Origin of the sequence: Bradyrhizobium sp. 134 (genome assembly GCF_023074155.1) — a bacterium.
In the GTDB taxonomy this organism is placed as follows: domain Bacteria; phylum Pseudomonadota; class Alphaproteobacteria; order Rhizobiales; family Xanthobacteraceae; genus Bradyrhizobium.
Genome location: NZ_JADPKX010000053.1, coordinates 539,221 through 563,866, shown reverse-complemented (window position 1 = coordinate 563,866; position 24,646 = coordinate 539,221). Strand labels below are relative to the sequence as shown.

At 65.2% G+C, this 24,646-nt stretch carries 22 protein-coding genes; 12 read left to right on the top strand and 10 right to left on the bottom strand.

Annotated features, from left to right (window positions below; translation table 11 throughout):
- The first annotated feature begins 240 nt into the window (after nt 1–240).
- Together IVA75_RS23585 and IVA75_RS23580 are read left to right on the top strand one after the other, a co-directional pair.
- Complete coding sequence (locus IVA75_RS23585; protein WP_247286534.1) at nt 241–1,158, top strand: SDR family NAD(P)-dependent oxidoreductase; 918 nt, start codon at nt 241–243, stop codon at nt 1,156–1,158.
- Nucleotides 1,155–2,381: a TIGR03862 family flavoprotein gene (locus IVA75_RS23580; RefSeq protein ID WP_256464245.1), complete on the top strand. Its 1,227-nt coding sequence runs from the start codon at nt 1,155–1,157 to the stop codon at nt 2,379–2,381. Before IVA75_RS23585 ends, IVA75_RS23580 begins: the two co-directional genes overlap by 4 nt.
- Nucleotides 2,382–2,389: 8 nt before the next feature.
- Here IVA75_RS23580 and IVA75_RS23575 read toward each other — a convergent pair whose 3' ends face one another.
- A complete protein-coding gene (locus tag IVA75_RS23575) occupies nt 2,390–3,607 on the bottom strand; it encodes an MFS transporter (RefSeq protein WP_247286532.1) in 1,218 nt (405 codons plus the stop codon).
- Between the two features lie 91 nt (nt 3,608–3,698).
- Here IVA75_RS23575 and IVA75_RS23570 point away from each other — a divergent pair, with 91 nt between their 5' ends.
- The gene (locus IVA75_RS23570) at nt 3,699–4,601 is read left to right on the top strand and encodes a LysR family transcriptional regulator (protein WP_247286531.1); all 903 of its coding nucleotides are present in this window, start codon (nt 3,699–3,701) and stop codon (nt 4,599–4,601) included.
- Here IVA75_RS23570 and IVA75_RS23565 read toward each other — a convergent pair whose 3' ends face one another.
- From IVA75_RS23565 to IVA75_RS23555, 3 genes are all read right to left on the bottom strand, one after another.
- The gene (locus IVA75_RS23565) at nt 4,602–5,681 is read right to left on the bottom strand and encodes an alanine racemase (RefSeq protein WP_247286530.1); all 1,080 of its coding nucleotides are present in this window, start codon (nt 5,679–5,681) and stop codon (nt 4,602–4,604) included.
- 64 nt (nt 5,682–5,745) lie between these two features.
- Nucleotides 5,746–7,551, bottom strand: coding sequence for an ATP-binding cassette domain-containing protein (locus IVA75_RS23560; RefSeq protein ID WP_247286528.1), 1,806 nt, complete (start codon nt 7,549–7,551; stop codon nt 5,746–5,748).
- An 8-nt stretch (nt 7,552–7,559) separates the two neighbouring features.
- On the bottom strand, nt 7,560–8,057 hold the full coding sequence (locus IVA75_RS23555) for a YaiI/YqxD family protein (protein ID WP_007609125.1): 498 nt from the start codon (nt 8,055–8,057) through the stop codon (nt 7,560–7,562).
- Nucleotides 8,058–8,198: 141 nt separating this feature from the next.
- Here IVA75_RS23555 and IVA75_RS23550 point away from each other — a divergent pair, with 141 nt between their 5' ends.
- Entirely contained in the window at nt 8,199–8,999 is an 801-nt protein-coding gene (locus IVA75_RS23550) for a hypothetical protein (protein ID WP_247286526.1), read from the top strand.
- A gap of 166 nt (nt 9,000–9,165) precedes the next feature.
- Here IVA75_RS23550 and IVA75_RS23545 read toward each other — a convergent pair whose 3' ends face one another.
- Complete coding sequence (locus tag IVA75_RS23545) at nt 9,166–11,538, bottom strand: xanthine dehydrogenase family protein molybdopterin-binding subunit (protein WP_247286524.1); 2,373 nt, start codon at nt 11,536–11,538, stop codon at nt 9,166–9,168.
- A 211-nt stretch (nt 11,539–11,749) separates the two neighbouring features.
- Here IVA75_RS23545 and IVA75_RS23540 point away from each other — a divergent pair, with 211 nt between their 5' ends.
- A complete protein-coding gene (locus IVA75_RS23540) occupies nt 11,750–12,817 on the top strand; it encodes a Ppx/GppA phosphatase family protein (RefSeq protein ID WP_247286523.1) in 1,068 nt (355 codons plus the stop codon).
- Between the two features lies 1 nt (nt 12,818).
- Nucleotides 12,819–13,505, top strand: a complete 687-nt coding sequence (locus IVA75_RS23535; RefSeq protein WP_247286522.1) for an RlmE family RNA methyltransferase — start codon at nt 12,819–12,821, stop codon at nt 13,503–13,505.
- 106 nt (nt 13,506–13,611) lie between these two features.
- Here the strand turns inward: IVA75_RS23535 and IVA75_RS23530 are convergent, their stop codons facing one another.
- Entirely contained in the window at nt 13,612–15,102 is a 1,491-nt protein-coding gene (locus IVA75_RS23530) for an MFS transporter (protein ID WP_247286521.1), read from the bottom strand.
- Between the two features lie 402 nt (nt 15,103–15,504).
- On the opposite strand from IVA75_RS23530, the gene guaB reads away from it, so the two are divergent.
- The 3 genes from guaB (at nt 15,505) to IVA75_RS23515 (ending at nt 18,779) form a co-directional block, all read left to right on the top strand.
- Nucleotides 15,505–16,995: an IMP dehydrogenase gene (gene guaB / locus IVA75_RS23525; RefSeq protein ID WP_007609139.1), complete on the top strand. Its 1,491-nt coding sequence runs from the start codon at nt 15,505–15,507 to the stop codon at nt 16,993–16,995.
- Nucleotides 16,996–17,308: 313 nt separating this feature from the next.
- Entirely contained in the window at nt 17,309–18,331 is a 1,023-nt protein-coding gene (locus IVA75_RS23520) for an NADP-dependent oxidoreductase (protein WP_247286520.1), read from the top strand.
- 151 nt (nt 18,332–18,482) lie between these two features.
- Nucleotides 18,483–18,779 (top strand): hypothetical protein, encoded by a 297-nt coding sequence (locus IVA75_RS23515; protein ID WP_081747964.1) that lies wholly within the window; start codon nt 18,483–18,485, stop codon nt 18,777–18,779.
- 54 nt (nt 18,780–18,833) lie between these two features.
- On the opposite strand, the gene IVA75_RS23510 is transcribed toward IVA75_RS23515, so the two are convergent.
- Complete coding sequence (locus tag IVA75_RS23510; protein WP_027569584.1) at nt 18,834–19,493, bottom strand: hypothetical protein; 660 nt, start codon at nt 19,491–19,493, stop codon at nt 18,834–18,836.
- 168 nt (nt 19,494–19,661) lie between these two features.
- Between IVA75_RS23510 and IVA75_RS23505 the strand changes: the two genes are divergently transcribed.
- Nucleotides 19,662–20,084, top strand: coding sequence for an MAPEG family protein (locus IVA75_RS23505; RefSeq protein WP_027569585.1), 423 nt, complete (start codon nt 19,662–19,664; stop codon nt 20,082–20,084).
- A 34-nt stretch (nt 20,085–20,118) separates the two neighbouring features.
- Nucleotides 20,119–21,417 carry an RsmB/NOP family class I SAM-dependent RNA methyltransferase gene (locus IVA75_RS23500; RefSeq protein WP_247286519.1) on the top strand — a complete coding sequence of 433 codons (1,299 nt, stop codon included), beginning with the start codon at nt 20,119–20,121 and terminating at the stop codon, nt 21,415–21,417.
- A gap of 125 nt (nt 21,418–21,542) precedes the next feature.
- Here the strand turns inward: IVA75_RS23500 and IVA75_RS23495 are convergent, their stop codons facing one another.
- The 3 genes from IVA75_RS23495 to IVA75_RS23485 all read right to left on the bottom strand — a co-directional run bounded on the left by IVA75_RS23495 (nt 21,543) and on the right by IVA75_RS23485 (nt 22,872).
- On the bottom strand, nt 21,543–21,752 hold the full coding sequence (locus tag IVA75_RS23495) for a cold-shock protein (protein WP_007592195.1): 210 nt from the start codon (nt 21,750–21,752) through the stop codon (nt 21,543–21,545).
- Nucleotides 21,753–22,010: 258 nt separating this feature from the next.
- Nucleotides 22,011–22,343, bottom strand: coding sequence for a DHCW motif cupin fold protein (locus IVA75_RS23490; RefSeq protein ID WP_027569587.1), 333 nt, complete (start codon nt 22,341–22,343; stop codon nt 22,011–22,013).
- A gap of 157 nt (nt 22,344–22,500) precedes the next feature.
- On the bottom strand, nt 22,501–22,872 hold the full coding sequence (locus tag IVA75_RS23485; protein WP_247286518.1) for a nuclear transport factor 2 family protein: 372 nt from the start codon (nt 22,870–22,872) through the stop codon (nt 22,501–22,503).
- 148 nt (nt 22,873–23,020) lie between these two features.
- On the opposite strand from IVA75_RS23485, the gene guaA reads away from it, so the two are divergent.
- Complete coding sequence (gene guaA, locus IVA75_RS23480) at nt 23,021–24,619, top strand: glutamine-hydrolyzing GMP synthase (protein WP_247286517.1); 1,599 nt, start codon at nt 23,021–23,023, stop codon at nt 24,617–24,619.
- The last annotated feature ends 27 nt before the right edge of the window (nt 24,620–24,646 follow it).

Genomic DNA, 24,646 nt, shown 5'->3' with positions numbered 1-24,646 from the left:
GCTCAAAAGCTGTCCAAATCGGTGGACTCGAACCCTCTCCCCTTGTGGGAGAGGGTGCCCCGCGGAACGCGAGGCGGGTGAGGGGTTTCTCTCCGCGAGCACATCCGTTGCGAGAGACCCCTTATCCGGCGCCGTGGCCAACGCTACGCGTTGGCGTTTTAACTGGGAACGGCGGCCGTTGGCCGCCTATGCCACCTTCTCCCACAAGGGGAGAAGGAAGAAGAAGCAGGAACTGCACTCATGGCAATCAGGTTCGACGGACGCGTCGCCATCGTCACCGGCGCGGGCAATGGTCTGGGGCGCGCGCATGCGCTGGGATTGGCGAGCCGCGGCGCCAAAGTCGTGGTCAACGATTTCGGCGGCGCGCGCGATGGCAGCGGCGGTTCGCTGTCGCCCGCGGAAACCGTGGTCGAGGAGATCCGCAAGGCCGGCGGCACCGCGATGGCCGACGGCGCAGACGTCTCCAATTTCGAGCAGGTCACCGCCATGGTCGAGCGCGCCACCAAGGAGTGGGGCAGCGTCGACCTCTTGTGCGCCAATGCCGGCATTTTGCGCGACAAGTCGTTCGGCAAGATGGAAGCGGCCGATTTCCAGAAGGTGCTCGACGTGCACCTCGTCGGTACCTTCTATTGCTGCAAGGCGGTCTGGGCCGGCATGCGCGATCGCAATTATGGTCGCATCGTGCTGACGACGTCGTCCTCCGGCCTCTACGGTAATTTCGGCCAGGCCAATTACGGTGCGGCCAAATCCGCCATGGTCGGCCTGATGAACGTGCTGGCCGAAGAGGGCCGCAAGACCGACATCCGCGTCAACATCATCTCGCCGACGGCGGCAACCCGCATGACGGAAGAGCTGCTGCCGCCGCAGGCGTTGCAATTGATGAAGCCGAACGCGATCACGCCCGCGGTCGAGTACATGCTGAGCGAGGATGCGCCGACGCGCACCATCATGGGCGCTGGCGCCGGCTCGTTCGCGGTGATCAAGATCGTCGAGAGCGAAGGCATCAACCTGCCGGAGTCCGAGTGGACGCCGGACGCGGTCGCGGCGCATTTCGCCGAGATCAGCGACATGTCGAAGGCGAAGGCGCTGCAGGGGGCTTTCGAGCAGACGCAGAAATACGTAGCGCAGGCCGCTGCGCGCGCCGGGGTGAAACTCTGACAGCCGTCGCCGTCATTGGCGCCGGCCCTGCCGGGTTGATGGCGGCCGAGGTGCTCGCGCAGGGCGGTGCTCGCGTCACGATCCATGACGGGATGCCGTCCGCGGGCCGCAAATTCCTGATGGCCGGCCGTGGCGGCCTCAATCTCACCCACAGCGAACCGCTGCCGCAGTTCATGGCGCGCTACCGGGAGGCGGCGCCGAAACTGCAAGCAGCGATCGAAACGTTTCCGCCTGACGCGCTGCGCGCCTGGAGCGAGGCGCTGGGCGAGCCGACTTTTGTCGGCACCAGCGGGCGTGTGTTTCCGAAAGCGTTCAAGGCATCGCCCTTGCTGCGGGCCTGGCTGCGACAGCTCGATGCCGCCGGCGTGCGCTTTGCGTTTCGCCATCGCTGGATGGGCTGGGACGGGGACGGACGACTGGTCTTTGACACACCCGGCGGCGACACCACCATCGCCGCGGACGCCACGGTGCTGGCACTCGGCGGCGCCAGCTGGCCGCGACTAGGCTCCAATGGCGGCTGGACGACGATCCTGGCCGACAAAGGCGTTGCGATCTCGCCGCTGCGGCCGGCGAACTCCGGCTTCACAGTCGCATGGTCCAAAATCTTCCGCACGCGCTTCGAAGGCCAGCCACTCAAGGGCATTACGCTGTCCTTCGGCCCACACCGGGCGCGCGGCGAGGCCATGATCACAAGGGGCGGAATCGAGGGCGGGGCGATCTATGCGTTGTCGGCCGAACTGCGCGAGGCGATCGCGGCGAGCGGCGAAGCGGTCCTGCACGTCACCTTGCGGCCGGATGTCGAGCATGGCGAACTCGTCAAGCGCCTGTCCGCCTCGCGCGGCAAGCAATCCTTCTCCAACTTCCTGCGCAAGGCTGCGCAGCTGTCGCCGGTCGCGGTCGGGCTGTTGCAGGAAGCCGCCATCGGTGCTGGCCAGTCGTTGCCGGCAATATCGGCCGAGCGATTGGCCGAACTTATCAACGCCGTGCCGATCAAGCTCATAGGCGTCGCGTCGATCGCGCGCGCGATCTCCAGCGCCGGCGGGATTTCCTTCGATGAACTCGACTCGGACTTCATGATCCGCAAGCTGCCGGGCGTCTTCGCAGCCGGTGAGATGCTGGACTGGGAGGCGCCGACGGGGGGCTATTTGCTCCAGGCCTCGTTCGCGACGGGAGCGGCGGCGGGTAGGGGTGTGTTGCGACGGCTCGCCCAATCGTCGCCCTGACTATCCCATCATGACGTTCCGGTCCGGGTTGTGAGATCCGTGAGGAGGCCGAGCACGCCGAAGCTGGCCGCCACTGCGCAGACCATCGTCCAGCCGCCAAAACTCCAGGCCAGCGATGCCGCCGCCGCGCCGACGCCACCGCCGATAAAGAACAGCGCGACGAACAGGCCGTTCATGCGACCGCGGGCCTCGGGGCGCAACAGGTTGATGGCGCGGCGGCCCAGCGTCTGGTCGGTGGTGATGCCGACGTCGAGCAGGATCGTGCCGAGGCTCAGTACCAGCAGACTGGTGATCTGGGAGTCCAGCATGCCCGCCCAGGCGCAGAGCGCGAGCGAGCCGATGATGAGCAGATGAGCGGCAAAGAACATCGGCCGCGCGCGGCCCTTATCGCCCCAGCGGCCGGCCATCGGTGTCGCCGCGGCGCCCGCTACGCCGATCAGTGCAAAAGCGGCAACACCCTTGGCATCGAGCTCAAACGGCGCCTCCGGCAGCCGCAGCGCGACCGCCGACCAGAACGCCGTGAAGGAGGCCATGACAAGCGACGCGGTCCAGGCCCGCACGCGCAGCACCGGCTCTTCGCGCAGCAGCCTCGGAAAGGACAGCAGCAATTCGGCGTAGCTCGCGCGTCCCGTCGGTTGAAGGGTTGGAAGGTAACGGGCGAGTGCGCGGGCAAGCAGAGCCATCAAGGCTGCCGAGACGACATAGTAGGCACGCCAGTTCCAGAGATCTGCAATCAGGCTCGCCGCAGGTCGTGACAGCAGGATGCCGATCATCAATCCGCCCATCACCTCGCCGATGGCCTGGCCGCGGCGATCCGGTGCCACCATGGATGCGACCAGCGGAACCATCATCTGGATCGCCGCGCAGCAGGCGCCGAGGATGAAGGTGGCGAGCAGCAGGAGCGAGGGCGTCGGCGCGAGCGCCGTCGCGAGAGCGGCGAGGATCGCGCAGCCGAGTGTGCGGAGGATGACAAGCCGGTTCTCGACCAGATCGACCAGAGGTACGAGCAGCAGCAGGCCGAGTGCATAGCCCAGCAAGGTCAGCGTGCTGATCAGCCCCGCCTGCCACGCGGGCATCGACATTGACCGGCCGATCAAGCCGAGCAGGATCTGAGGCGCGAACAAATTGGTGACGACGACACCGGCGGTGATCGCGCCGAGCCAGATCAGCGGCCGCTCGGCGAGCTGGTTTCGGGACGCAGGCCTGGTGGTTTCGGAGACAGTCATGGGACCTCGCAGCTGTGGCGCGGGACCCTTTAAGCGGGGGCATCAATATGCTACAATTAAAATAAGCCTATAAAGAATATGCGAGTTTGTTATGAATACCCATGACCTTGTTGCTTTCGTCGCCGTGGTCGAGACCGGATCGATTGTCGCAGCTTCGGCGCGTCTCAATCTTACCCAGCCTGGCGTGACCCGACGTATCCAGAACCTCGAGGAGATGTTGGGGGCGCAGCTTCTGGACCGGCTCTCGAAACCCCTGAAGCCGACGGCGGCGGGCCATGAGGCCTACGAGCAGGGCAGGCGTCTGCTCAGGATGCTGGACGACCTCAAGTCGGGCGTGGCCAACGACGGAATCGTCCGCGGCGAGTTCAGGCTCGGTCTGACGCCGTTTCTCTCGGAGGCAGGCCTGACCGCACCACTCGATGCGGTGCGCGCCGAATTTCCCGCGCTGACCGTGCGGGTGGTCTCCGGTTGGTCGCCGAACCAGCTCGAGCGTGTCTGCCGCAACGAGCTCGATGCAGCCGCGATTTGTCTCCCCGACGGTGCAGTGCCGCCCGCCGATCTGGCGGCTGACGATCTCGGCGCGCAGCCCGTCGTCTTCGTCGTCGCACGTGAGATGAAGATCCCGCGCACCGTCGACCTGGAACGGCTGTCCGAACTGTCGTGGGTGATCAACCAAGACGGCTGTGGATTTCGCGATACGCTGAAGCGAAAATTCGATGCCTCGCATCTGCCGTTCAACATTGCCGTCGAGGCGCTGGATAGTGAGCTTCGCCTGTCGCTGGTGTCGCGTGGCCTCGGCGTCGGGCTCGTCACCCCGATCGCCCTGAAACGCAGCGCATTTCGCGACAGGCTCAAGCCGGTCGCTGCGCGCGACTTCAAACCCGCCGTGCGCGCATGGGTGGTGCATCGCGCCCCCGCCGGTCGGCTGGAGCGGCCGATCAAACTCTTCCGCGATGGCCTGGTCCGGGAACTCCAGGCGCTGATCGGGGGATAGCTACCGCAGCTTCCCCCGCGCTGCGATCGGCAGCGTGCCGATGATCTCATCGCCGCGCACCATCACGACTTCGTCCATCATGTTGACGACGACGCAGACATGATTGGGCACGACCCGCACGACGTCGCCGACATTGGGCCGGGTGTTGCTGCGGGAGAGGTCGAGGAAGCCGTGCTCCTCGGCGAAGCGCGCGATCTTGGCTTCGGGGTGCTCAAGGATCAGGCCGTGGCCGTCGAGGCCGCCGGTATCCGTGGTCAGCGTCTTGGAGCCGGCATCGAGAATGCCGCGCTCGGGCGCGGCACGGCTCACCACCGTCGAATAGATGTGAAGCGCGCAGTCGTCCCAGGTGGCGGAGCCGGCGGCGACCTGCATGCGGTCGTTGTAGATGTAGGTGCCGAAGCGGTGCTCGGTGCCGCCCTTGAGCTTGCCGAGATTCTTCAGGTTCGGCGTTCCGCCGGTCGAGACGATCTTTGCATCCAGCCCGTGCGCGCGCACGCCGGCCAGAGCTTCGTCGTAGAACTTTTGCGCGTCCGCCCAGCCAGTCTCGGTCGGATACATCATGAAGCCGGCGAATTGCAGGCCCTTGGATGCGGCAATCTCCTGTGCCAGCGCAATGGCCTCGGCTGGCGTCTCGACGCCGGCGCGCTTGCGTCCCGTGTCGCATTCGACCACGACCGACAGCGGTCGGCCTGAGGCCGCAGCGGCCTTGGGCAGGCCGGCAACGACGGTCGAATTGTCGGCGGCGACTGTCATGTTGGCCTTCGCCTGCAGCGCCCCTAACCGCGCCATCTTCTCCTCGCCGAGCAGATTGTAGCTGATCAGGATGTCATCGATGCCGGCATTGGCCATGATCTCGGCTTCACCGAGCTTCTGGCAGGTGATGCCCTTGGCACCGGCAGCGATCTGCATCTTGGCGATCGTCGGGTTCTTGTGCGTCTTGATGTGGGGACGGTTGGCGATCCCGGCGTCATCGCAGGCCTTCTGGATGCGCGCGATGTTGCGCTCGACCTTGTCCATGTCGATGACGGCGCAGGGCGTGCCGTATTCGCGGGCGATTTTGGCGGCAAGGGTCGTTGTCATGGAAGTCTCTGAGTTGGCGCGCATTCCGTTTGCAAAAGCGGTGCCCACTTTTGCGGAATGCACGCTAGGCCTGTTCAATCTCTTCGCGCCGCACTTCGAGCTCCAGCCATTTGTCCTCGGCCTCGGCCAATTCCTTTTGCGCCTTCGTCAGAGCGTCGGAGGCCTGGTCAAAGCGCTTGCGATCCTTGCGGAAGAGATCGGGGTCGTCAAGGAAGCGCTGCTGCTTGGCAATTTCGGCCTGCAGCTTGGCAATGGTCTTGGGCAGCGTCTCCAGCGCGTGTTGCTCGTTGAAGGTCAACCGTCGTCTCGCGACGCCGGACGGCGCAACTGATCGCTGCTCTCTCGTCTCTTCGACGGCCTTCGCTGTCGCCCGCTTCACGTCGGCGCCGCGCTGGGCCAGCATGTCGGTATAACCGCCGGCATATTCGAGCCAGCGTCCGTTGCCCTCGGGCACGATCACGGATGTCACCACGCGGTCGAGAAAATCGCGATCGTGGCTGATCAGGATCACGGTGCCCTCGTAGTCGCTGAGCATTTCCTCGAGGACGTCGAGGGTCTCCAGGTCGAGGTCGTTGGTCGGCTCGTCCAGCACGAGGAGGTTGGAGGGTTTTGCCAGCGCGCGTGCCAGCATCAGCCGGCCGCGCTCGCCGCCCGACAGCACCTCGAGCGGCGTACGCATCTGTTCCTGGGCGAACAGGAAGTCCTTCATGTAGCTGACGACGTGCTTCGGCTTGCCGCCGACCATGACATGGTCGCCGCGGCCGCCGGTCAGCGCCTCGGCCAGCGTCGTCTTGGGATCGAGACTTTCGCGATGCTGATCGAGCGTCGCCATCTCGATGTTGGCGCCGAGCCGTATGCTGCCGTTGTCCGGCGCGCTGCCGCCGGTCAGCATCTCGATGAGCGTGGTCTTGCCGGCGCCGTTGGGGCCGACGATGCCGATGCGGTCGCCGCGCTGGACCCGGATCGAGAAGCCGTCGACGATCTTTCGCTCGCCATAGGACCGGCTGATATTCTTGGCCTCGATGACGAGCTTGCCGGACTTGTCGGCTTCGGCAGCCGCGAGGTTGGCGTTGCCCGTCGCGCCGCGATGGGTGCGGCGCTGGTCGCGCAGTGCGTGGAGATTGCCGAGCCGCTTGACGTTGCGTTTGCGGCGGCCCGAGACGCCGTAGCGCAACCAGTGCTCCTCGTTGACGATCTTGCGGTCGAGCTTGTGCTGGTCGCGCTCTTCCTCCGCGAGCACCTCATCGCGCCAGGCCTCGAAGGCACTGAAGCCGCGGTCGATCTGCCGGATCTGGCCGCGGTCGAGCCAGGCGGTGCTGCGCGAGAGGTTGCCAAGGAAGCGCCGATCGTGGCTGATGATCACCAGCGCGCAGCGGCGGCTCTCCAGTTCGCTCTCCAGCCATTCGATGGTCGGAAGATCCAGATGGTTGGTCGGCTCGTCCAGCAGCAGGATATCGGGTGAGGGCGCCAGCACGCGTGCCAGCGCGGCGCGGCGGGCTTCGCCGCCGGAGACATGCGCCGGATCTTCTTCACCGCTGAGACCGAGCTGTTCGACCAGATAGCGTGCCTGATAGTGATCGTCGCCGGCATTGAGGCCGGCCTCGACATAGGCCAGCGTGGTGGAGAAGCCGGAAAAATCCGGCTCCTGCGGCAGGTAGCGGATGGTGGCGCCGGGCTGCACGAAACGGCTGCCGCCATCCGGTTCGACCAGGCCGGCGGCAATCTTGAGCAGCGTCGATTTGCCGGAACCGTTGCGGCCGATCAGGCAGACGCGCTCGCCGGTCGAAACCGACAGTTCGACGCCCGCCAGGAGCGGCGTGCCGCCGAAGGTCAGCTTGATATCGCGCAGTTGAATCAGCGGTGGCGCCATGCGGTGTCTCAGTCCTGTCTTGTTGCGGCCTGGTCGGCGCGGCGGCGCTGAATGCGGCGGATGGTCTGGTCGAGCGTCGACAGAAACGTCGAGCGGTCGCGCGGCGAATACGATTTCGGACCGCCGGTGACTTCGCCGGCCGAGCGCAAATCGGTCATCAGGTTGCGGACCGCGAGCGTCATCCCGATCGATTCTTCGGTGAACGCCTTGCCGTTGGATGCAATCACATCGGCGCCGGCCTTCACGCAGCGGCTCGCGAGCGGAATATCCGAGGTAATGACGATATCGCCGGGCCCGGCACGTTCCGCGATCCAGTCATCGGCCGCGTCCATGCCGGCACCCGCGGCGACCCGCTCGATCAATGGATCCTGGGGCACGCGGATGAAATTGCCCGCGACCACGCTCACGGGCAGGCCGTGTCTGCCGGCGACGCGATAGATCTCGTCCTTCACCGGACAGGCGTCGGCGTCGACATAGATGCGGGTGGTGTTTTGAGGGTTCGTCATTGTCCGTAGATGGGGCTTGCGAAGCGGTTCCGCAGCAGCCGCGTGGTACCCCATTCGGGCCGCAAAGGCGAGGGGATTGACCCCGGTTCCTCAGGGCCTACGATCGGCCCGAAACAACAAGAATTTGGGGAAAGCCAAGCCATGCCGAACCGACTCGAAACCTATCGCGTCGAGGCCTACAACACGGCCAAGCAATCCGAAAACAAGATGCATGACGATGCAGTGGCGCGCCGCTTCGGCTTTTCCGGTGGGCTGGTCCCCGGCGTCGACGTCTTCGCCTACATGATGCATGTGCCGGTGGCGCGCTGGGGCCGCGATTTCCTGTCGCGCGGGCTGATCGAGGCGCGTTTCATCAAGCCGGTCTATGACGGCGAGACCGCCGATGTCGATGCGACCGAGCACAACGGCCTGCTCACGATCGAGGTGTTCAGCCGCACCGAGCTCTGTGCCACCGGCACGGCGTCGCTGCCGGCAACGGCGACGGCGGTGTCGTTGAGCGACTATGTCGAGGTCCCCGCTATTGCCGAGCGCAAACCGGTCAGCCCGGCAACCTTCGAGACCGGCAAATGGCTCGGCACGACGCCGCGCCGCTGGGCCGGGCAGGATGCGGCCGACTATCTCGCCGACATCCGCGAGGCCGATCCGATCTTCGCGCGCGAGGGGCTCGGTCACCCCGGCCTGATCCAGCGCGTCATGAACCGCGTGCTGGTGGACAACACGATCCTCGGCCCGTGGATCCATGTCGGCAGCCGCATGCAATTGCTGTCAGCCGCACGCGCCGGTGACGAGATCACCGCGCGGGCCAAAGTCACCGCGAACTACGAGAAGAAGGGCCACCGCTTCGTCGAGCTCGACGCGCTGGTGGTCGCCAACGGCACGACGCCGCTGGCGCACTGCCAGCACACCGCGATCTACCAGCCGCGCGAGCAGGCGGCGGCGTAACTGACAGCTGGCCGTAGGTTCACCGACCGAATTCGCTGTCATGCCCCGCGAAGGCGGGGCATCCAGTACGCCGAGGCTTCTCCGTGAATCACTGCCGTCTCAGAGTACTGGATCGCCCGGTCGAGCCGGGCGATGAAAGTGTGCTTGTGGAGGCGGAAGGGCAGCTTTACGCCGCTTTCCCCTTCGCGTCCTGGATCGCACGCCACACGCGCTCCGGCGTCAGCGGCATGTTGATGTGCTTGATGCCGTAGTCGGAGAGCGCGTCGATCACCGCGTTCACGACCGTCGACAAGCTGCCGGCGCAGCCGGCTTCGCCGCAGCCTTTGCTGCCGAGCGGATTGGTCGTGGCCGGCACCGGGTGGTCGCCGACCGTCATGTTCGGGACGTCCTCGGCGCGGGGCAGTGCGTAGTCCATCAGCGAGCCCGTGATCGGCTGGCCGCTCTCGTCGTAGCGGACGTGCTCCATCAGCGCCTGGCCGATGCCCTGGACGACGCCGCCATGGAGCTGGCCCGCGACCAGCAGCGGATTGATCACCGTGCCGAAATCGTTGACCGCGCTGTAGCGCACGATCTGCACGACGCCGGTCTCAGGGTCGATCTCGACCTCGGCGACATGGCAGCCGTTCGGGAAGGCCGACGGCACCGGTTCGCTGGTGTGATCGACGTCGAGGCTGTCGGGCACGCCCTCGGGCATCTTGCTGTCATGCAGGCGCTTGGCGAGCTCCATGATGTCGATGCTGCGGTCGGTGCCGGCGATCGTGAAACTGCCGCCTTCGAATTCGATGTCGGCTTCGGATGCCTCCAGCATATGCGCGGCGGCGCGCTTGCCCTTCTCGATCACAAGCTTGGCGGCGCCCACGATCGCCATGCCGGTCGCGGTAATCGAGCGCGAGCCGCCGGTGCCATTGCCGGTGTGGACGATATCGCTGTCGCCCTGCACCAGCTTGACGCTGTCGAAGGGCACGCCGAGCTGCTGGCAGAGTACCTGCGCGAATGCGGATGCGTGGCCCTGACCGTAATCAAGCGTGCCGGTGATGAGCTGCACGGAGCCATCGGGATCGAACACGATCTTGCCGAGTTCGACGCCGGGAGGTGCGGTCACCTCCAGATAAGAGCCGACGGCGATGCCGCGCAGCTTGCCGGACTTCTTGCTCTCCTTCTTGCGCTTGGCAAAATTCTCGTGGTCGGAGATTTCGAGCGCCTTGTTGAAGACAGCCTGGAAGTCGCCGCTGTCATAGGTGACGCCGGAGGACGCGGCGAACGGCATCTGGTTCTGCTTGATGAAGTTGCGTTTGCGCAAGGTCAGCCGGTTGATGCCCATTTCGTCGGCGGCGCGGTCGATCAGCCGCTCCATGTAGTAGTTCGCCTCGGGCCGGCCGGCGCCGCGATAAGCGCCCATCAGCGTGGTGTTGGTCAGCACCGTCTTGATGTCGACGGCCATCAGCGGCGTGCGATAGACGCTGGAAAAGTTCTTGCTGGTGTTGAGCGAGAGCGGACTGGGTGCAACGCCGGTGATGTAGGCACCGAGATTGCCGTAGCCCGAGAGCTTGGCGGCGAGGAAATGCCCCTCGGCGTCCAGCGCGAGCTCGGCGTGAATCTTCTGCGCACGGCCGTGGCTGTCGGACAAGAAGCTGGTCGAGCGTTCGTCCAGCCATTTCACCGGGCGTCCCAATTCCTTGGCCGCGTACAGGATGCACATGTACTCGGGATAGTTGACGTTCTTCATGCCGAAGGAACCGCCGACATTGGCGGTGAGGATGCGGACCTTCTCGTTCGGCACCTTCAGGTTCTTGGCGAGGTTGACGCGGTTGCCGGCGACGCCCTGCGTCGGCATCTGGATGGTGTAGCGCTCGGTCGTCTTGTCGTAGGAGGCAAGGCCAACGCGCGGCTCCATCGAGACCACGGCGACACGGGTGTTTTCGATGTCGACCTTGGTCACGTGAGCGGCGCTGGCGAAGGCGGCGTTGACCTTCTCGATGTCGCCATAGTGGTAGTCGAGCGCGACATTGTTCGGGATGTGGTCGTAGAGTTGCGGCGCGCCGGCTTTTGCGGCGTCTTCAGGGTCGGTCACCGCCGGCAGCGGCTCGATATCGAGCTCGACCGCCTCGGCCGCGTCGCGCGCCTGGGCCAGCGTCTCCGCCACCACGAAGGCGACGGGATCGCCGACGAAGCGGACCTTGTCGGTTGCGAGCGGCTGGCGGTTGGTCTGGAGCAGGGGCGAGCCGTCGCGGCTCTTCAGCGGCAGGCCGCAGGTGAAGGGGCCGTAGCCGGCCGCATCGAGGTCTTTGCCGGTCCACACCCCCAGCACGCCCGGCATCGCCTTGGCGGCGTCGATGTTGATGCCGCGAATGACGCCGTGGGCATGGGTCGAACGGACGATCGCGGCGTGGGCTTGGCCGGGCAGGTTGAAATCGTCGGTGTAGCGGCCCTTGCCGCGCACCAGCGTGTCGTCCTCCTTGCGGCGGACCGGCTGGCCGACGCCATATTTTTGCAGTGCAATAGCGTTTTCGAGCGTGGAGGATTTGGTGAGTTCTTGCATGGAATTGACCTGAAAAGCCGGCAAATGCGCGGTTTGGGGGGCGCCTGGGAGACCGGACCCTTCAAAAATAACCCACCGGCCCGTTCACGACAACGCACGAATGGGCATGGTCCCATGTGATGCGTTGTTGCGCAGGATTGGCGCGCTGCTAAGGTTTCAGGCGAAAAAGCAATTCCAGATCGGCCCAACCGGCCGCGGAAAGACAGTTTGTATGAATGACCACACGCGGCTCCGCGACGGCCTTGCGCCGCACGGTGAGCTGGGGTCGATGGCGGCGGCGTTCGCCACTGAACCGGCCGTCGGCGCGCAAGCGCCGGGAACCGGCGTCTACGCGGCGCTCGACCTCGGCACCAACAATTGCAGGCTCCTGATCGCCTGTCCGACCCACGACGGCTTTCGGGTGGTCGATTCCTTCTCGCGCATCATCCGGCTGGGCGAGGGCGTCTCCGCAACCGGGTGCATCAGCGAGGCCGCGATCGAGCGCGCCATCGTGGCGCTCGGCATCTGCCGCGACAAGATCAACCTGCGCAAGGCGCGGCGGTTGCGGCTGATCGCCACCGAAGCCTGCCGCGCCGCCTCGAATGCCGAAGGCTTTCGCAGCCGCGTCGCTGCCGAGACCGGGATCGAGCTCGAGGTGATCGACCGCCAGACCGAGGCGGCGCTCGCGGTGCTCGGCTGCTCGCCGCTGGTCGACCCCAGGGGCCGCGGCGCGATCCTGTTCGACATCGGCGGCGGCTCGACCGAGCTGGTGCGGATCGAGCGCGACGCCGCAAATCCGGAGCCGCGCATCAAAGCCTGGATGTCGATCCCGTTCGGCGTGGTCACGCTGGCCGAGCAGTTCGGCGGGCGCGACGTGACGCCGGAGATCTATGCCGCGATGGAGCGCGAGGTGGCCCATCACATCGCGCCGTTCGCCGAACAGCATGGCGGCGATCTCGCCGACATGCATCTGCTCGGCACCTCAGGCACTGTGACGACGCTCGCCGGCATCCATCTCAATCTCGCGCGCTACGACCGCCGCCGCATCGATAGCGTCTGGATGAACGACACCGATGTCACCGCGACCATCAACAAGCTGCTCGGCATGAGCTACGAGGAGCGCGCGGCGAACAGCTGCATCAGCGTCGAGCGCGCCGATCTCGTGCTGGCCGGCTGCGCCATCCTCGACGCGATCCGCCGCGCCTTTCCGCTGCCACGTCTGCGCGTCGCCGACCGGGGCCTGCGCGAAGGCATGCTGGTCGAAATGATGCGCGAAGACGGCGCGCTCAGGAGCTGGTGAGATGGCCAAGGACACCACCGGCCGCTTGCACGTCCAGGTCAAGACTCACGGCAAGCGCAAATTGTCGTCGAAGCTCTGGCTGGAGCGGCAGCTCAACGACCCCTATGTGGTGAAGGCGAAGGCGCTGGGCTATCGCTCGCGCGCCGCGTTCAAGCTGCTCGAGATCGACGACAAATACCGGCTACTGAAGCACGGCATGGCAGTGGTCGATCTCGGTGCCGCGCCGGGCGGCTGGAGCCAGATCGCCGCCAAGCGTGTCGGCTCGGTCGACGGCAAGGGCAAGGTCATCGCGATCGACCTGCTGGAAATCCCCGAGATTGCCGGGGTGGAGTTCGCGCAGCTCGACTTCATGGACAATGACGCGCCGGACAAGCTCAAGGCGATGCTCGACGGCGGCGCCGACATCGTGATGTCCGACATGGCTGCCAACACTACCGGTCACCGCAAGACCGACCAGCTCCGCATCGTCGGCCTGATCGAGACCGCCGCCGCGTTCGCCTGCGATGTGCTGAAGCCGGGCGGGACCTTCCTGGCGAAGGCGTTCCAGAGCGGCGCCGACGCCGAGCTGCTCGCCCAGCTCAAGCGCGATTTCGCCACGGTGCGGCATGTGAAGCCCGCCGCGAGCCGTGCGGATTCCTCCGAGCGCTACGTTCTCGCGACGGGATTTCGGGGCGGGGGGCCGCAGTAGCCGCGAATTCCTCATTGCGAGGAGCTCTTGCGACGAAGCAATCCAGACTGTCTCCGCGGAGGGATTCTGGATTGCTTCGCTGCGCTCGCAATGACGAGAAGAGAGGCTACCCCAGCCGCTGATCCCGCACGTCCTGCGTATCCTCGGTCGCCGCCTTGACGGCCGCCTTGGCCGCGCCCTTGCCGGCACCCTTACGGCTCGCGATCTCCACGGCCTTGCGGCCGGAGACTTCGTGGCCGGCATCGGCGGGCATCTGCCAGAAGAACCAGCTCGACGCCGCCGAGGTCAGCGCGATGACGACGAAGGCGGGCGCGAACACGGTGGCATTGAGCTCGCTGACATGGCTGAGCCACATCGTCGTCTCCACCGACGCGGCGCCGACGGCGACGCCGGCCGAGACCGCGAGCTGCTGGTTGACACTGACGAGCGTGGTGGCGCGGCTCATCTGCGCGTGCTCGACCTCGGCATAGGCAACCGTGTTGATCGCGGTGAACTCGAGCGAACGGAAGAAGCCGCCAACCACCAGGATGATCATGATGATCAGCAGCGGCGTCGTCACCGTGAAGAGGGCACAGGCGGCCAGGAAAACTGCACTGATGATCGCGTTCGCCGTCATCAGGTTGCGAAAGCCGAAGGCGCGGATGATGCGTGCGGCCAGCGCCTTCATGCCCATGGCGCCGAGCGAGGAGCCAAACGTGACGAGGCCGGACTTGAACGGCGAGAGGCCGAAGCCGATCTGCATCAGCAGCGGCAACAGAAACGGCAGCGCGCCGATACCGAGCCGGAACATGAAGCCGCCGAGAACGGCGGCGCGCAGTGTCGGCAGCCTCAGCAGCGTGAAGTCCAGCACCGGCGATCCGGTTCGCCGCGCGTGAATGACATACAGCGTCATCGAGATCGATCCGCCGACGACCAGGGCGGCAACTGTGCTCCATGGCAGCAGATTGAGTCCGGCGACCGACAGCCCGAAGGCGATGCCGGCGAGCCCGAGGCCCGCGAGCACCATGCCGTAGAGGTCGAACGGCTCTCGTTCCTCGCTTTTGATAGGATCGATGAAGCGCAAGGCCATGAAGATGCCGAGTAGCCCGATCGGGATGTTGATCAGGAAGATCCAGTGCCACGACGCATAGGTGGTGATGAAGCCGCCGAGCGGTGGCCCGATCACGGGACCGATCAGGGCAGGAACCGTCACCCACGCCATGGCATTGACCAGCGCGCTTTTGTCGACCGACCGCAACAGCACGAGGCGCCCGACCGGCGTCATCATTGCCCCGCCCATGCCTTGCAGGATGCGCGCGAACACGAAGTCGGTGACCGAAGTCGAGAGCGCGCAGCCGACCGAGCCGACCATGAACACGCCGACGGCAATCGCAAACACCATGCGCGCGCCGAACCGGTCGGCGGTCCAGCCGCTCGCCGGGATGAACACCGCAAGCGACAGCAGATAGGAGGTGATCGCGAGCTTGAGCGTCAATGGGCTCGTGCCGATGTCGGCCGCGATCGCGGGCAGCGACGTGGCGATGACCGTCGAGTCCATGTTCTCCATGAAGAGAGCAGTGGCCACGATCAGCGGAATGATGCGTTGCTTGTCGACCATGACGGGGGTGGTAATGGAAATCAGAAGGAAGGGCGAGAATTGCGGCTTATCACCGCCACTGGGCCGCGACCATTGCGGATCGACGCATGGCACCTAAATCCTGCGTGACCCCAGGGTGGGGTGCGTCCTGCGTCGGAGAACGTGATGATCTGCCGGAACAGGAGGGGCGTGGACGCCGTCCGCCGGCACGAGCTGCCGCCGGTTATCCCGGCTCAATCTGCCCAAAAAAGCCTGTGCATGGCTGGCCGGCGGTCCGAATTGCTTTGATTCGTCGCCCGCCCGTGCTATCGACCCGCGTCAACCCCACCGATGGGCTCCGATTCTCCGGCGTTGCCGCAAGGTACGCCGAGGGCGGCGCTCATCCATAGCTATTTGCGGCAGGGCCGCGGAAGGAGTTGGCACATGGCCACGGTGCAACAAGGCATTCGCGAAGCCCTCACATTCGACGACGTGTTGCTGAAGCCGGGCCTGTCGGACGTCATGCCAGGTGAGGTCGACATCCGCTCCCGCGTCACCCGCGCCATTCCGCTCAACATTCCGATCATGGCTTCCGCCATGGACACGGTCACCGAAGCCCGCATGGCGATCGCCATGGCGCAGGCCGGCGGCATCGGCGTCATCCACCGCAATTTCGATCCCGAAGGGCAGGCCGCCCAGGTGCGGCAGGTCAAGCGCTACGAGTCGGGCATGGTGGTGAATCCGCTCACCATCAGCCCCGATGCCACGCTGGACGACGCGCTCAAGCTGATGAGCGATCACGGCATCTCCGGCATTCCCGTCGTCACCGGTGCGGGCAAGTCCACGCCGGGCAAGCTGGTCGGCATCCTCACCAACCGCGACGTCCGCTTCGCCACCGACCGCCAGCAAAAAATCTCCGAGCTGATGACGCATGAAGGTCTCGTCACGGTGCGCGAGAATGTCAGCCAGGACGAGGCGCGGCGGATGCTGCACCAGCACCGCATCGAGAAGCTGCTCGTGGTCGACGAGCAATATCGCTGCGTCGGCCTGGTCACCGTAAAGGACATGGAGAAGGCGGTCGCCCATCCGCTGGCCTGCAAGGACGCGCAGGGCCGCCTCCGGGTCGCTGCCGCCACCACGGTCGGTGACAGCGGCTTCGAGCGCACCGAGCGGCTGATCGACGCCGGCGTCGATCTCGTCGTGGTCGACACCGCGCACGGCCATTCCCGTCACGTGCTCCATGCGGTCAACCGCATCAAGCGTCTCTCCAACTCGGTGCAGGTCGTTGCCGGCAACGTCGCGACCTCAGAGGGTGCGCAGGCGCTGATCGATGCAGGCGCGGACTGCATCAAGGTCGGTATCGGCCCGGGCTCGATCTGCACCACGCGGATCGTTGCAGGCGTCGGCGTTCCCCAGCTCACCGCGATCATGGATGCGGTGGAAGCGGCGAAGAAGTCCGACATCCCCGTCATCGCCGACGGCGGTATCAAGTTCTCCGGCGACCTTGCCAAAGCGCTCGCTGCCGGTGCCGACATCGCGATGGTCGGCTCACTGCTCGCCGGCACCGACGAGACGCCCGGCGAAGTGTTCTTGTGGCAGGGCCGCTCCTACAAGGCCTATCGCGGCATGGGCTCGGTGGGCGCGATGGCGCGCGGCTCGGCCGACCGCTACTTCCAGCAGGACATCAAGGACACGCTCAAGCTCGTGCCCGAAGGCATCGAGGGCCAGGTGCCTTACAAGGGCCCGGTCGGCAACGTCATGCACCAGCTCGCCGGCGGCCTGCGCGCCGCGATGGGATATGTTGGTGCAAAGGACATGAAGGACCTGCACGACAAGGCCCAGTTCGTCCGCATCACCGGCGCGGGCCTGCGCGAAAGCCACGTCCACGACGTCACCATCACGCGCGAGGCGCCGAACTATCCGGGCGGGGGCTAGTCTCCGGCTGCGCGTTGGAATTCGCGCGCTTGCCCAAATGACGGTGTCATGCCCCGCGAAGGCGGGGCATCCAGTACGTCGCGGCCTTTCGGCTCAATCATAACCGTCTCGGAGTACTGGATCGTCCGCCTTCGCGGACGATGACGGCGAGTGTGTCGCGTGCGCGTGCCAAAAGCTCGTCATTGCGAGGAGCCCGCGCCAAAATTGCGAAGCAATTTTGCGCTGGTGCGACGAAGCAATCCAGCCCTTTTGTGTTGACGAGACTGGATTGCTTCGCTTCGCTCGCAATGACAGAAAATTGGAGGAAGCCATCATGTCCCAAGGCAAACGCATCGTTCTCGCCGCGCGTCCCGTCGGCGAGCCAAAGCCGTCCGATTTCCGCATCGAGGAATTCGCTGTGCCGACGCCTGCCGCAGGTGAAGTCCTGCTGCGCACCATCTGGCTCTCGCTCGATCCCTATATGCGCGGGCGCATGAGCGACGGTCCGTCCTACGCGACGCCGGTGCCCGTCGGTGGTGTGATGGAAGCCGGTACGGTCTGCGAGGTCGCAGCCTCCAACAATCCGAACTTCGCCAAGGGCGACATCGTGCTCTCGCGCGCGGGCTGGCAGACGCATGCGATCTCCGACGGCAAGGGGCTGAACAAGATCGACCCGAAGCTCGCGCCGATCTCGACGGCCGTCGGCGTGCTCGGCATGCCCGGCATGACGGCCTATACGGGCCTGCTCGATATCGGCAAGCCGCAAGCAGGCGAGACCGTCGTCGTCGCCGGTGCCTCCGGTGCGGTCGGTTCGGCCGTGGGACAGATCGCGAAGATCAAGGGCGCACGCGCGGTTGGAATCGCCGGCGGCAAGGACAAATGCGATTACGTCGTGAAGGAGCTCGGCTTCGATGCCTGCATCGATCACCGCGATCCCGATCTCGCGGCGAAGCTGAAGGACGCCTGCCCGAAAGGCATCGACGTCTATTTCGAGAATGTCGGCGGCGCCGTGTTCGAGGCGGTGTTCCCGCTGCTCAATGCGTTTGCGCGCGTGCCGGTCTGCGGCCTCATCGCCCATTACAACGACACTGAAGCGAAGCCGCCGAAATGGGCCGCCAGCATGATGCGCGCGACGCTGACCAAGCGGCTGACCTTCCGCGGCTTCATCGTCTCCGACTTCGCCTCCCGCCATGGCGACTTCCTGCGCGACATGTCCGGCTGGGTCCGCGAAGGCAAGGTCAAGTACAAGGAGTTCGTCACCGAGGGCCTGGAGAGCGCGCCCGAAGCCTTCATGGGGCTTCTGAAGGGGGCCAATTTCGGCAAGCAGCTGGTGCGGGTCGGGCAGGATAAGGCCTGATCCGCCGCTCTCGGCCCCCTCGGCGGCCGGGTATGGTTAACAAAGAGTGACCGATCGGCCACACCCGCCCGTAAAAGCCGCAGGTGTGACCGTCGGTTCATTGACGAGCAGGCGAAGGCATTGAATCATTGCGCATATTTCAGGTGCGATGATGTTAGAGCTTGTTGTTTTCTGCGTAATCCTTGTGGCCGCCGGTTATTGGGCGACGATGTTTGTCATGGGACGTCGCGACGACGTCATCCATGGCAAGTTCGTTCACACCGAGGACGCCGGCGCGTTGGCGCAATCCGCGATACCCACGCCTATGCCGCCGTTCCCCAAGCGTCCGGTCCAAGCCACGCGGCCTGCCAATGCTGCGCCTGCCAACACCGGGGCTAAGCCAGTGAACAGCGACGCGCTGCAGTCCTTGCTTGCCGCGATCCAGCAGGATCTCAAAAGCGTCGCTTGAGCAGCGACGGGCAGCGCTAATCCTCGCCGCCCATCTTGCGGCGATCGAACAAAGTTAAAGCACGCGATAGCGGATCATGTAGGCGTCCTGCGGCGCGACCGGGCTCGCCAGTGGCGAGGCGATGCGGTCGGCGAGGTGCCAAGGGCCGAACTGAGGGCCGAATTGGGCGCCCGACTGCTCGGAGCGATGCGGCTCGGCCGGCAGGCGGAGGCGGAATTCGAAGGTGCCCTTGCCGGGCAGGTTCACGACCAGCACGCGGTCCGCGGTGCGGTGGTTGAGCGCCACCGCGCCACGCAGGACGGAGCGGCCATCACCGAGCTCCCGCACGCCCTCGACCAGTGCCAGCGTCTGGTTTCGGTCGGTATGCAGCTCGATCTGGGTGTCGGACGCCGCCGCCAAGGTCTCCCTGGGCATGCGGATCTCGAACTCGACCGCGGGTTTTGACGGATTGAGGCCGAGATAGGCCAGCGCGGCATGGCGCATGTCGTAGGCGGCAAAGGCGAACAGAGCGAGGGCGGCGAGCGCAGCGAGGCCGTGCCTGAGGACATCGCGCCAGGTCCGATAGCTCATTCGGAAGTAGACCGTCATCGCCAGTGCCACCGCAAGCGCCGTCGCGATGCCTGCCAGCGCCGACATCAGGATGCCGAACTGGCCGTCGGCCGACTCGGTCAACGCGCCGGTCAGGCTGGCGAACTGGCTGAAGAGGGTGTTCATGGCGGTCTCTCGCCTTGCGCGCCCCAAGGGGCAAAATCGCTTTAACTGTCGACAGTTGGTCGCCTCATCGGGAACGCCGGTTCAACTCGTTGATTGTCAGGACCAGCGGTGACGGCTAATGGACGCTAGCTGTGGCTTCCGCCGGATGGGACAACCCCGGGAATTCCGATGTCCGTTCAAATGGTTTTGCTGCCGGTCTTCGTGCAGGTCGGTCTCACCTTCGCGCTCCTGATCGCCATGGCGATGGGACGCCGGCGCGCGCTCGTCTCCGGCGAGACCAAGAGTCGTGACATTGCGCTGGGCGAGCCCAACTGGCCGAAGGGGGCCACACAATTCGCCAATTGCTACCGCAACCAGTTCGAACTTCCGGTGCTTTTCTATGTCCTGATCGCGCTGGCGCTCCCGTTGCGCCATGCCGATCTCTTCATCGTGCTGATGTCCTGGGTGTTCGTCGTCACGCGCTTCGTCCATGCCGGAATCTTCGTCTCCTCCAACAATCTCGGCCGCCGCTCCACGATCTGGCTCGCCGGCGTGCTCGTGCTGCTCGCGATGTGGATCTACTTCGCACTGAAGATGCTCTTGTTGATCTGACGGTTAGCCGTCGGATTTGATCTGAAAGATTCAAATGACTCCCGCTGCCCGGCTGTCCGCAGCCATCGAACTGATCGACACCATCGAGAAGGACCGCGTGCCCGCGGCCAAGGCGCTGAAGGAGTGGGGCACCGCACACCGCTTCGCTGGCTCCGGCGACCGCGCCGCCATTGCCGGCCTCGTCTGGGACGTGCTGCGCCGCTATGCCTCGAGCGCGTACCTGATGGATTCGGATACCGCGCGTGCGCGGCTGATCGGCATGCTTCGCCTCGAGCGCAACATGGATACGGCCACGATGGCCGCGCTGTTCGACGGCAGCCGCTTTGCCCCCGCGCCGTTGACCGAGGCCGAGCAGGCCGCGCTCGCCTCGCGGTCCCTTGAAGGTGCCCCGGCCGCGATCGCCGGCGACTATCCGGAATGGCTGGATCCGTATTTGGCAAAAGCGTTCGGCGACGAGCGCGTCGCGGAGGCGGCCGCGATGGCGAGCCGGGCGCCGCTCGACCTGCGCGTCAACACGCTAAAATCCAATCGCGACAAGGCGCTGGGGGCGCTTGCTCATCTTCATGCGAAACCGACGCAGTGGTCCGCAACCGGCCTGCGCATCGAGCTTTCGGCCGATGCGCGCAACCCCGGCATCCAGGCCGAAGAGGATTTCATCAAGGGCGCCATTGAAGTGCAGGATGAGGGGTCGCAGCTTGCGGCTGCCTTGACCGCGGCAAAACCCGGCGAGCAGGTGATCGATCTCTGTGCGGGGGCCGGCGGCAAGACGCTGGCGCTCGCCGCGATGATGCAGGGCAAGGGCCGGCTGATCGCGACCGACAGCGACAAGCGGCAGCTTGCGCCTATCCACGAACGCCTGTCGCGCGCCGGCGTCCACAATGCCGATGTGCGCACTCCCAAGGGCGAGGTCGATCCGCTGGCCGAGATCAGCGCCACCGCCGACCTCGTCGTGATCGACGCGCCCTGCACCGGAACCGGAACCTGGCGCCGCAACCCCGATGCCAAATGGCGCATGCGCCCGGGCGCGCTGGAGATTCGCCTGCGGGACCAGACCGAGGTGCTCGAGCGCGCGGTGCCGCTGCTCAAGGCCGGCGGCCGCATCGCCTACATCACCTGCTCGGTGCTTTCCGAGGAGAACGGCGAGCAGGTGAGGGCGTTCACCTCCCGCCATCCCGAGTTCGCGGTGGTGCCGCCCGAGCAGACCGCGAGCGTGCTCTGGGACAAGGCGGAGGAGTTTGCGCAAGCCGCGCTTCAATCGCCGGAAGGCTGGCTGATGACGCCGCGGCGGACGGGCACGGACGGGTTCTTCGTCTCGGTGCTGAAGAAGGCATAACCCACCCCCGTCACCGCCGGTGCGGCGGCCCCCAAAACAAAAACCCCGCGAACCGGAACCCGGTCGCGGGGTTTTCTAAGTCTGCGTTCTGCCGGTACGTCCGTGGTCAGAACGGTGCGCGGGCTTTAGCCGACGCGGAGATTGTCAGCCGAGGACTTGCCGCTGCGACGATCGGCGACGATGTCGAACGAGACCTTCTGACCTTCGTTGAGGGTCGAGAGGCCAGCGCGCTCGACGGCGCTGATGTGCACGAACACGTCCTTGTCGCCGTCATCCGGCTGAATGAAACCAAAACCCTTTTGATTGTTGAACCACTTCACGGTGCCCATAGCCATGGGAATTTCCTTTGCTTAAGAAGTTAACACGCGGACCGGTACGCACTATTGCGCCCATAATCCTGATCAGTCGATGTTGGAGAAATCATCTGAAGCGTGCGCGCCCGTCAGCAACGAAGCGAAGCGGCCCAGTCGTTCGGCCAAGTATCGATGATCACAATATAGCGAGATTTTGGGGCCACTTCAAGGCACCACCCGCCGCTCGGGATGTCCCCGAATTTTGCTATTTTGCGGTGCAAATTAACCCTCCCGGGGCGCTCAATCGACGATAAACAGCGTCGCCCCCGTCGCGGTCGAGGACCGGTGCGCTGCGTCGCCGAAATCCGAGACCTGGTAGCTCATCCCCGCCGTGAGCTTGAACTTGCGGCCGTCGCGCAGCTCGCTGTCGAGCTCGCCCTGCAGCACGTACAGCACGTGGCCGCGGTCGCACCAATGGTCGGCGAGATAGCCCGGCGTATATTCGACCATCCGCACCCGGAGATCGCCGATGTCGAGCGTGCGCCACTGCGCCTGCCCGGTCTCGCCGGGATGGATGGTCGGCTCGACCTTGCTCCAGTCGGTGACGGTGAAGGGGGAGGTGGGGAGCTTCATCTGGAATCCTGTGTCAGAGCCGGCGCCGGTGTTGTTAGCGTATGTGCTCGCCACAGTCTCCGTCATTGCGAGGAGCCCTTGCGACGAAGCAATCCAGACTATCTCCGCGGACAGATTCTGGATTTGCTTCGCTTCGCTCGCAATGACGGGGGACAGGCTAGTGCCCCGGATGATTCGCCGATCCCTGCACAATCTTTCCTTCCGCATTCACCCGCAGATATTCGCAGATCCGCTTTCCGCGCTCGTTCTCGTAGAACACCACGACGCTGTCCGGGCTGACGAACAATTCGATGAGCGAGAAATGCAGGTCCGGCAAAAGCCCGAGCGCCTTGCCCCAATACGCCCGCAAGGCATCCTTGCCGCGCACGGTGCCGCTTTCATCGAACCCCATCGCGGGAATGCGGTCCGAGGTCATCACGGTGTCCTCTGCATAGAGCGTGAGCACGCGTTCGAGCTCGCCAGTATTCCAGGCCTCGACCCAGGTCCGGCCGAGTGCGGCAAGCGTAGATGGCTGATGGTGCTGTGACATGGCGTTCCTCCCTGATCGGCCCCTTTGTGATGTGGAGCACATTAGGTCAATGATACTGACCTATATCCATTTGTCCATGCCCAAAGAAGAATGTGGGCGCGCGGCCCGCGCGGTTGCGGGAAAAGCCCCCGTCGCGTATCTGCTTGCCATGACAGCAGCACAGAACGACCGCTCCGCGTCGACGCCCTCCGTGGCCTCGGCGCACGACAAGATTCTCATCGTCGACTTCGGCAGCCAGGTGACGCAGCTCATTGCGCGTCGCGTGCGCGAGGACGGCGTCTACTGCGAGATCGTCCCGTTCAACAAGGCCGAACAAGCCTTCAACGAGATGAAGCCGAAGGCGGTGATTCTCTCCGGCGGCCCTGAGTCGGTGCATGAGGCGGGCTCGCCCCGCGCCCCGCAAGCGATCTTCGATTCCGGCGTGCCGGTGATGGGCATCTGCTACGGCCAGATGGCCATGGCGGAGCAGCTCGGGGGCACGGTCGAGGGCGGCCATCACCGCGAATTCGGCCGCGCCGATGTCGAGGTCAAGGCGCCGAGCAAGCTGTTCGAGGACGTCTGGTCACCGGGCGGCAAGAACCAGGTCTGGATGAGCCATGGCGACCGCATCACCAAGATGCCGCCGGGCTTCTCCGTCGCCGGTACCTCGCCGAACGCGCCGTTCGCGATCATCCAGGACGAGACGCGCAAATATTACGGCCTGATGTTCCATCCCGAAGTGGTGCACACGCCCGACGGCGCCAAACTGATCCGCAACTTCGTTCGCAAGATCGCAGGCCTGTCCGGCGACTGGACCATGCGCGCCTTCCGCGAGGAGGAGATCGCCAAAATTCGCGCCCAGGTCGGCAAGGGCAGGGTGCTCTGCGGCCTCTCCGGCGGAGTCGATTCCGCGGTCGCGGCCGTGCTGATCCACGAAGCGATCGGCGAGCAGCTCACCTGCGTGTTCGTCGATCACGGCATGCTGCGTCTCGATGAAGCCAAGACCGTGGTCGACCTGTTCCGCCACCACTACAACATCCCGCTCGTGCACGTGGATGCCTCGAAGCAATTTCTCGGTGAGCTCGAAGGCGTCACCGATCCCGAGACCAAGCGCAAGACCATCGGTCGCCTCTTCATCGAGGTGTTCGAGGCGGAGGCCAAGAAGATCGGCGGCGCCGACTTCCTCGCCCAAGGCACGCTCTATCCCGACGTGATCGAGAGTGTCTCCTTCACCGGCGGCCCCTCGGTGACGATCAAGTCGCACCACAATGTCGGCGGTCTTCCTGAGCGCATGAACATGAAGCTGGTCGAGCCGCTGCGCGAGCTGTTCAAGGACGAGGTCCGCAAGCTCGGCCGAGAGCTCGGCCTGCCCGAAATCTTCGTCGGCCGCCACCCGTTCCCGGGCCCCGGCCTTGCCATCCGCTGCCCCGGCGACATCACGCGCGAAAAACTCGACATCCTGCGCAAGGCCGACGCCGTCTACATCGACCAGATCCGCAAGCACGGCCTCTACGATGACATCTGGCAGGCTTTTGCGGTGCTGCTGCCCGTGAAGACCGTCGGCGTCATGGGCGACGGCCGCACCTACGACTTCGTGGTCGGCCTGCGCGCGGTCACCTCCACCGACGGCATGACCGCGGACTTCTACCAGTTCGACATGAAGTTTCTCGGCGAGACCGCCACGCGCATCATCAACGAGGTGAAGGGCGTGAACCGGGTGGTGTACGACGTGACGAGCAAGCCGCCTGGGACGATCGAGTGGGAGTGAAGGAGGATACAGCAGGATAGATTGGGA

Bases quoted from the DNA above. Each gene is read 5' to 3' on its own strand.
- IVA75_RS23575 (WP_247286532.1), bottom strand. From the start codon at position 3,607: ATGACTGTCTCCGAAACCACCAGGCCTGCGTCCCGAAACCAGCTCGCC.
- IVA75_RS23540 (WP_247286523.1), top strand. From the start codon at position 11,750: ATGAATGACCACACGCGGCTCCGCGACGGCCTTGCGCCGCACGGTGAG.
- IVA75_RS23555 (WP_007609125.1), bottom strand. From the start codon at position 8,057: ATGACGAACCCTCAAAACACCACCCGCATCTATGTCGACGCCGACGCC.
- IVA75_RS23560 (WP_247286528.1), bottom strand. From the start codon at position 7,551: ATGGCGCCACCGCTGATTCAACTGCGCGATATCAAGCTGACCTTCGGC.
- IVA75_RS23495 (WP_007592195.1), bottom strand. From the start codon at position 21,752: ATGGCTATGGGCACCGTGAAGTGGTTCAACAATCAAAAGGGTTTTGGT.
- IVA75_RS23510 (WP_027569584.1), bottom strand. From the start codon at position 19,493: ATGAACACCCTCTTCAGCCAGTTCGCCAGCCTGACCGGCGCGTTGACC.
- IVA75_RS23530 (WP_247286521.1), bottom strand. From the start codon at position 15,102: ATGGTCGACAAGCAACGCATCATTCCGCTGATCGTGGCCACTGCTCTC.
- IVA75_RS23490 (WP_027569587.1), bottom strand. From the start codon at position 22,343: ATGAAGCTCCCCACCTCCCCCTTCACCGTCACCGACTGGAGCAAGGTC.
- IVA75_RS23565 (WP_247286530.1), bottom strand. From the start codon at position 5,681: ATGACAACGACCCTTGCCGCCAAAATCGCCCGCGAATACGGCACGCCC.
- IVA75_RS23505 (WP_027569585.1), top strand. From the start codon at position 19,662: ATGTCCGTTCAAATGGTTTTGCTGCCGGTCTTCGTGCAGGTCGGTCTC.
- IVA75_RS23545 (WP_247286524.1), bottom strand. From the start codon at position 11,538: ATGCAAGAACTCACCAAATCCTCCACGCTCGAAAACGCTATTGCACTG.
- IVA75_RS23515 (WP_081747964.1), top strand. From the start codon at position 18,483: ATGTTAGAGCTTGTTGTTTTCTGCGTAATCCTTGTGGCCGCCGGTTAT.
- guaB (WP_007609139.1), top strand. From the start codon at position 15,505: ATGGCCACGGTGCAACAAGGCATTCGCGAAGCCCTCACATTCGACGAC.
- IVA75_RS23585 (WP_247286534.1), top strand. From the start codon at position 241: ATGGCAATCAGGTTCGACGGACGCGTCGCCATCGTCACCGGCGCGGGC.
- IVA75_RS23535 (WP_247286522.1), top strand. From the start codon at position 12,819: ATGGCCAAGGACACCACCGGCCGCTTGCACGTCCAGGTCAAGACTCAC.
- IVA75_RS23520 (WP_247286520.1), top strand. From the start codon at position 17,309: ATGTCCCAAGGCAAACGCATCGTTCTCGCCGCGCGTCCCGTCGGCGAG.
- guaA (WP_247286517.1), top strand. From the start codon at position 23,021: ATGACAGCAGCACAGAACGACCGCTCCGCGTCGACGCCCTCCGTGGCC.
- IVA75_RS23550 (WP_247286526.1), top strand. From the start codon at position 8,199: ATGCCGAACCGACTCGAAACCTATCGCGTCGAGGCCTACAACACGGCC.
- IVA75_RS23570 (WP_247286531.1), top strand. From the start codon at position 3,699: ATGAATACCCATGACCTTGTTGCTTTCGTCGCCGTGGTCGAGACCGGA.
- IVA75_RS23485 (WP_247286518.1), bottom strand. From the start codon at position 22,872: ATGTCACAGCACCATCAGCCATCTACGCTTGCCGCACTCGGCCGGACC.
- IVA75_RS23500 (WP_247286519.1), top strand. From the start codon at position 20,119: ATGACTCCCGCTGCCCGGCTGTCCGCAGCCATCGAACTGATCGACACC.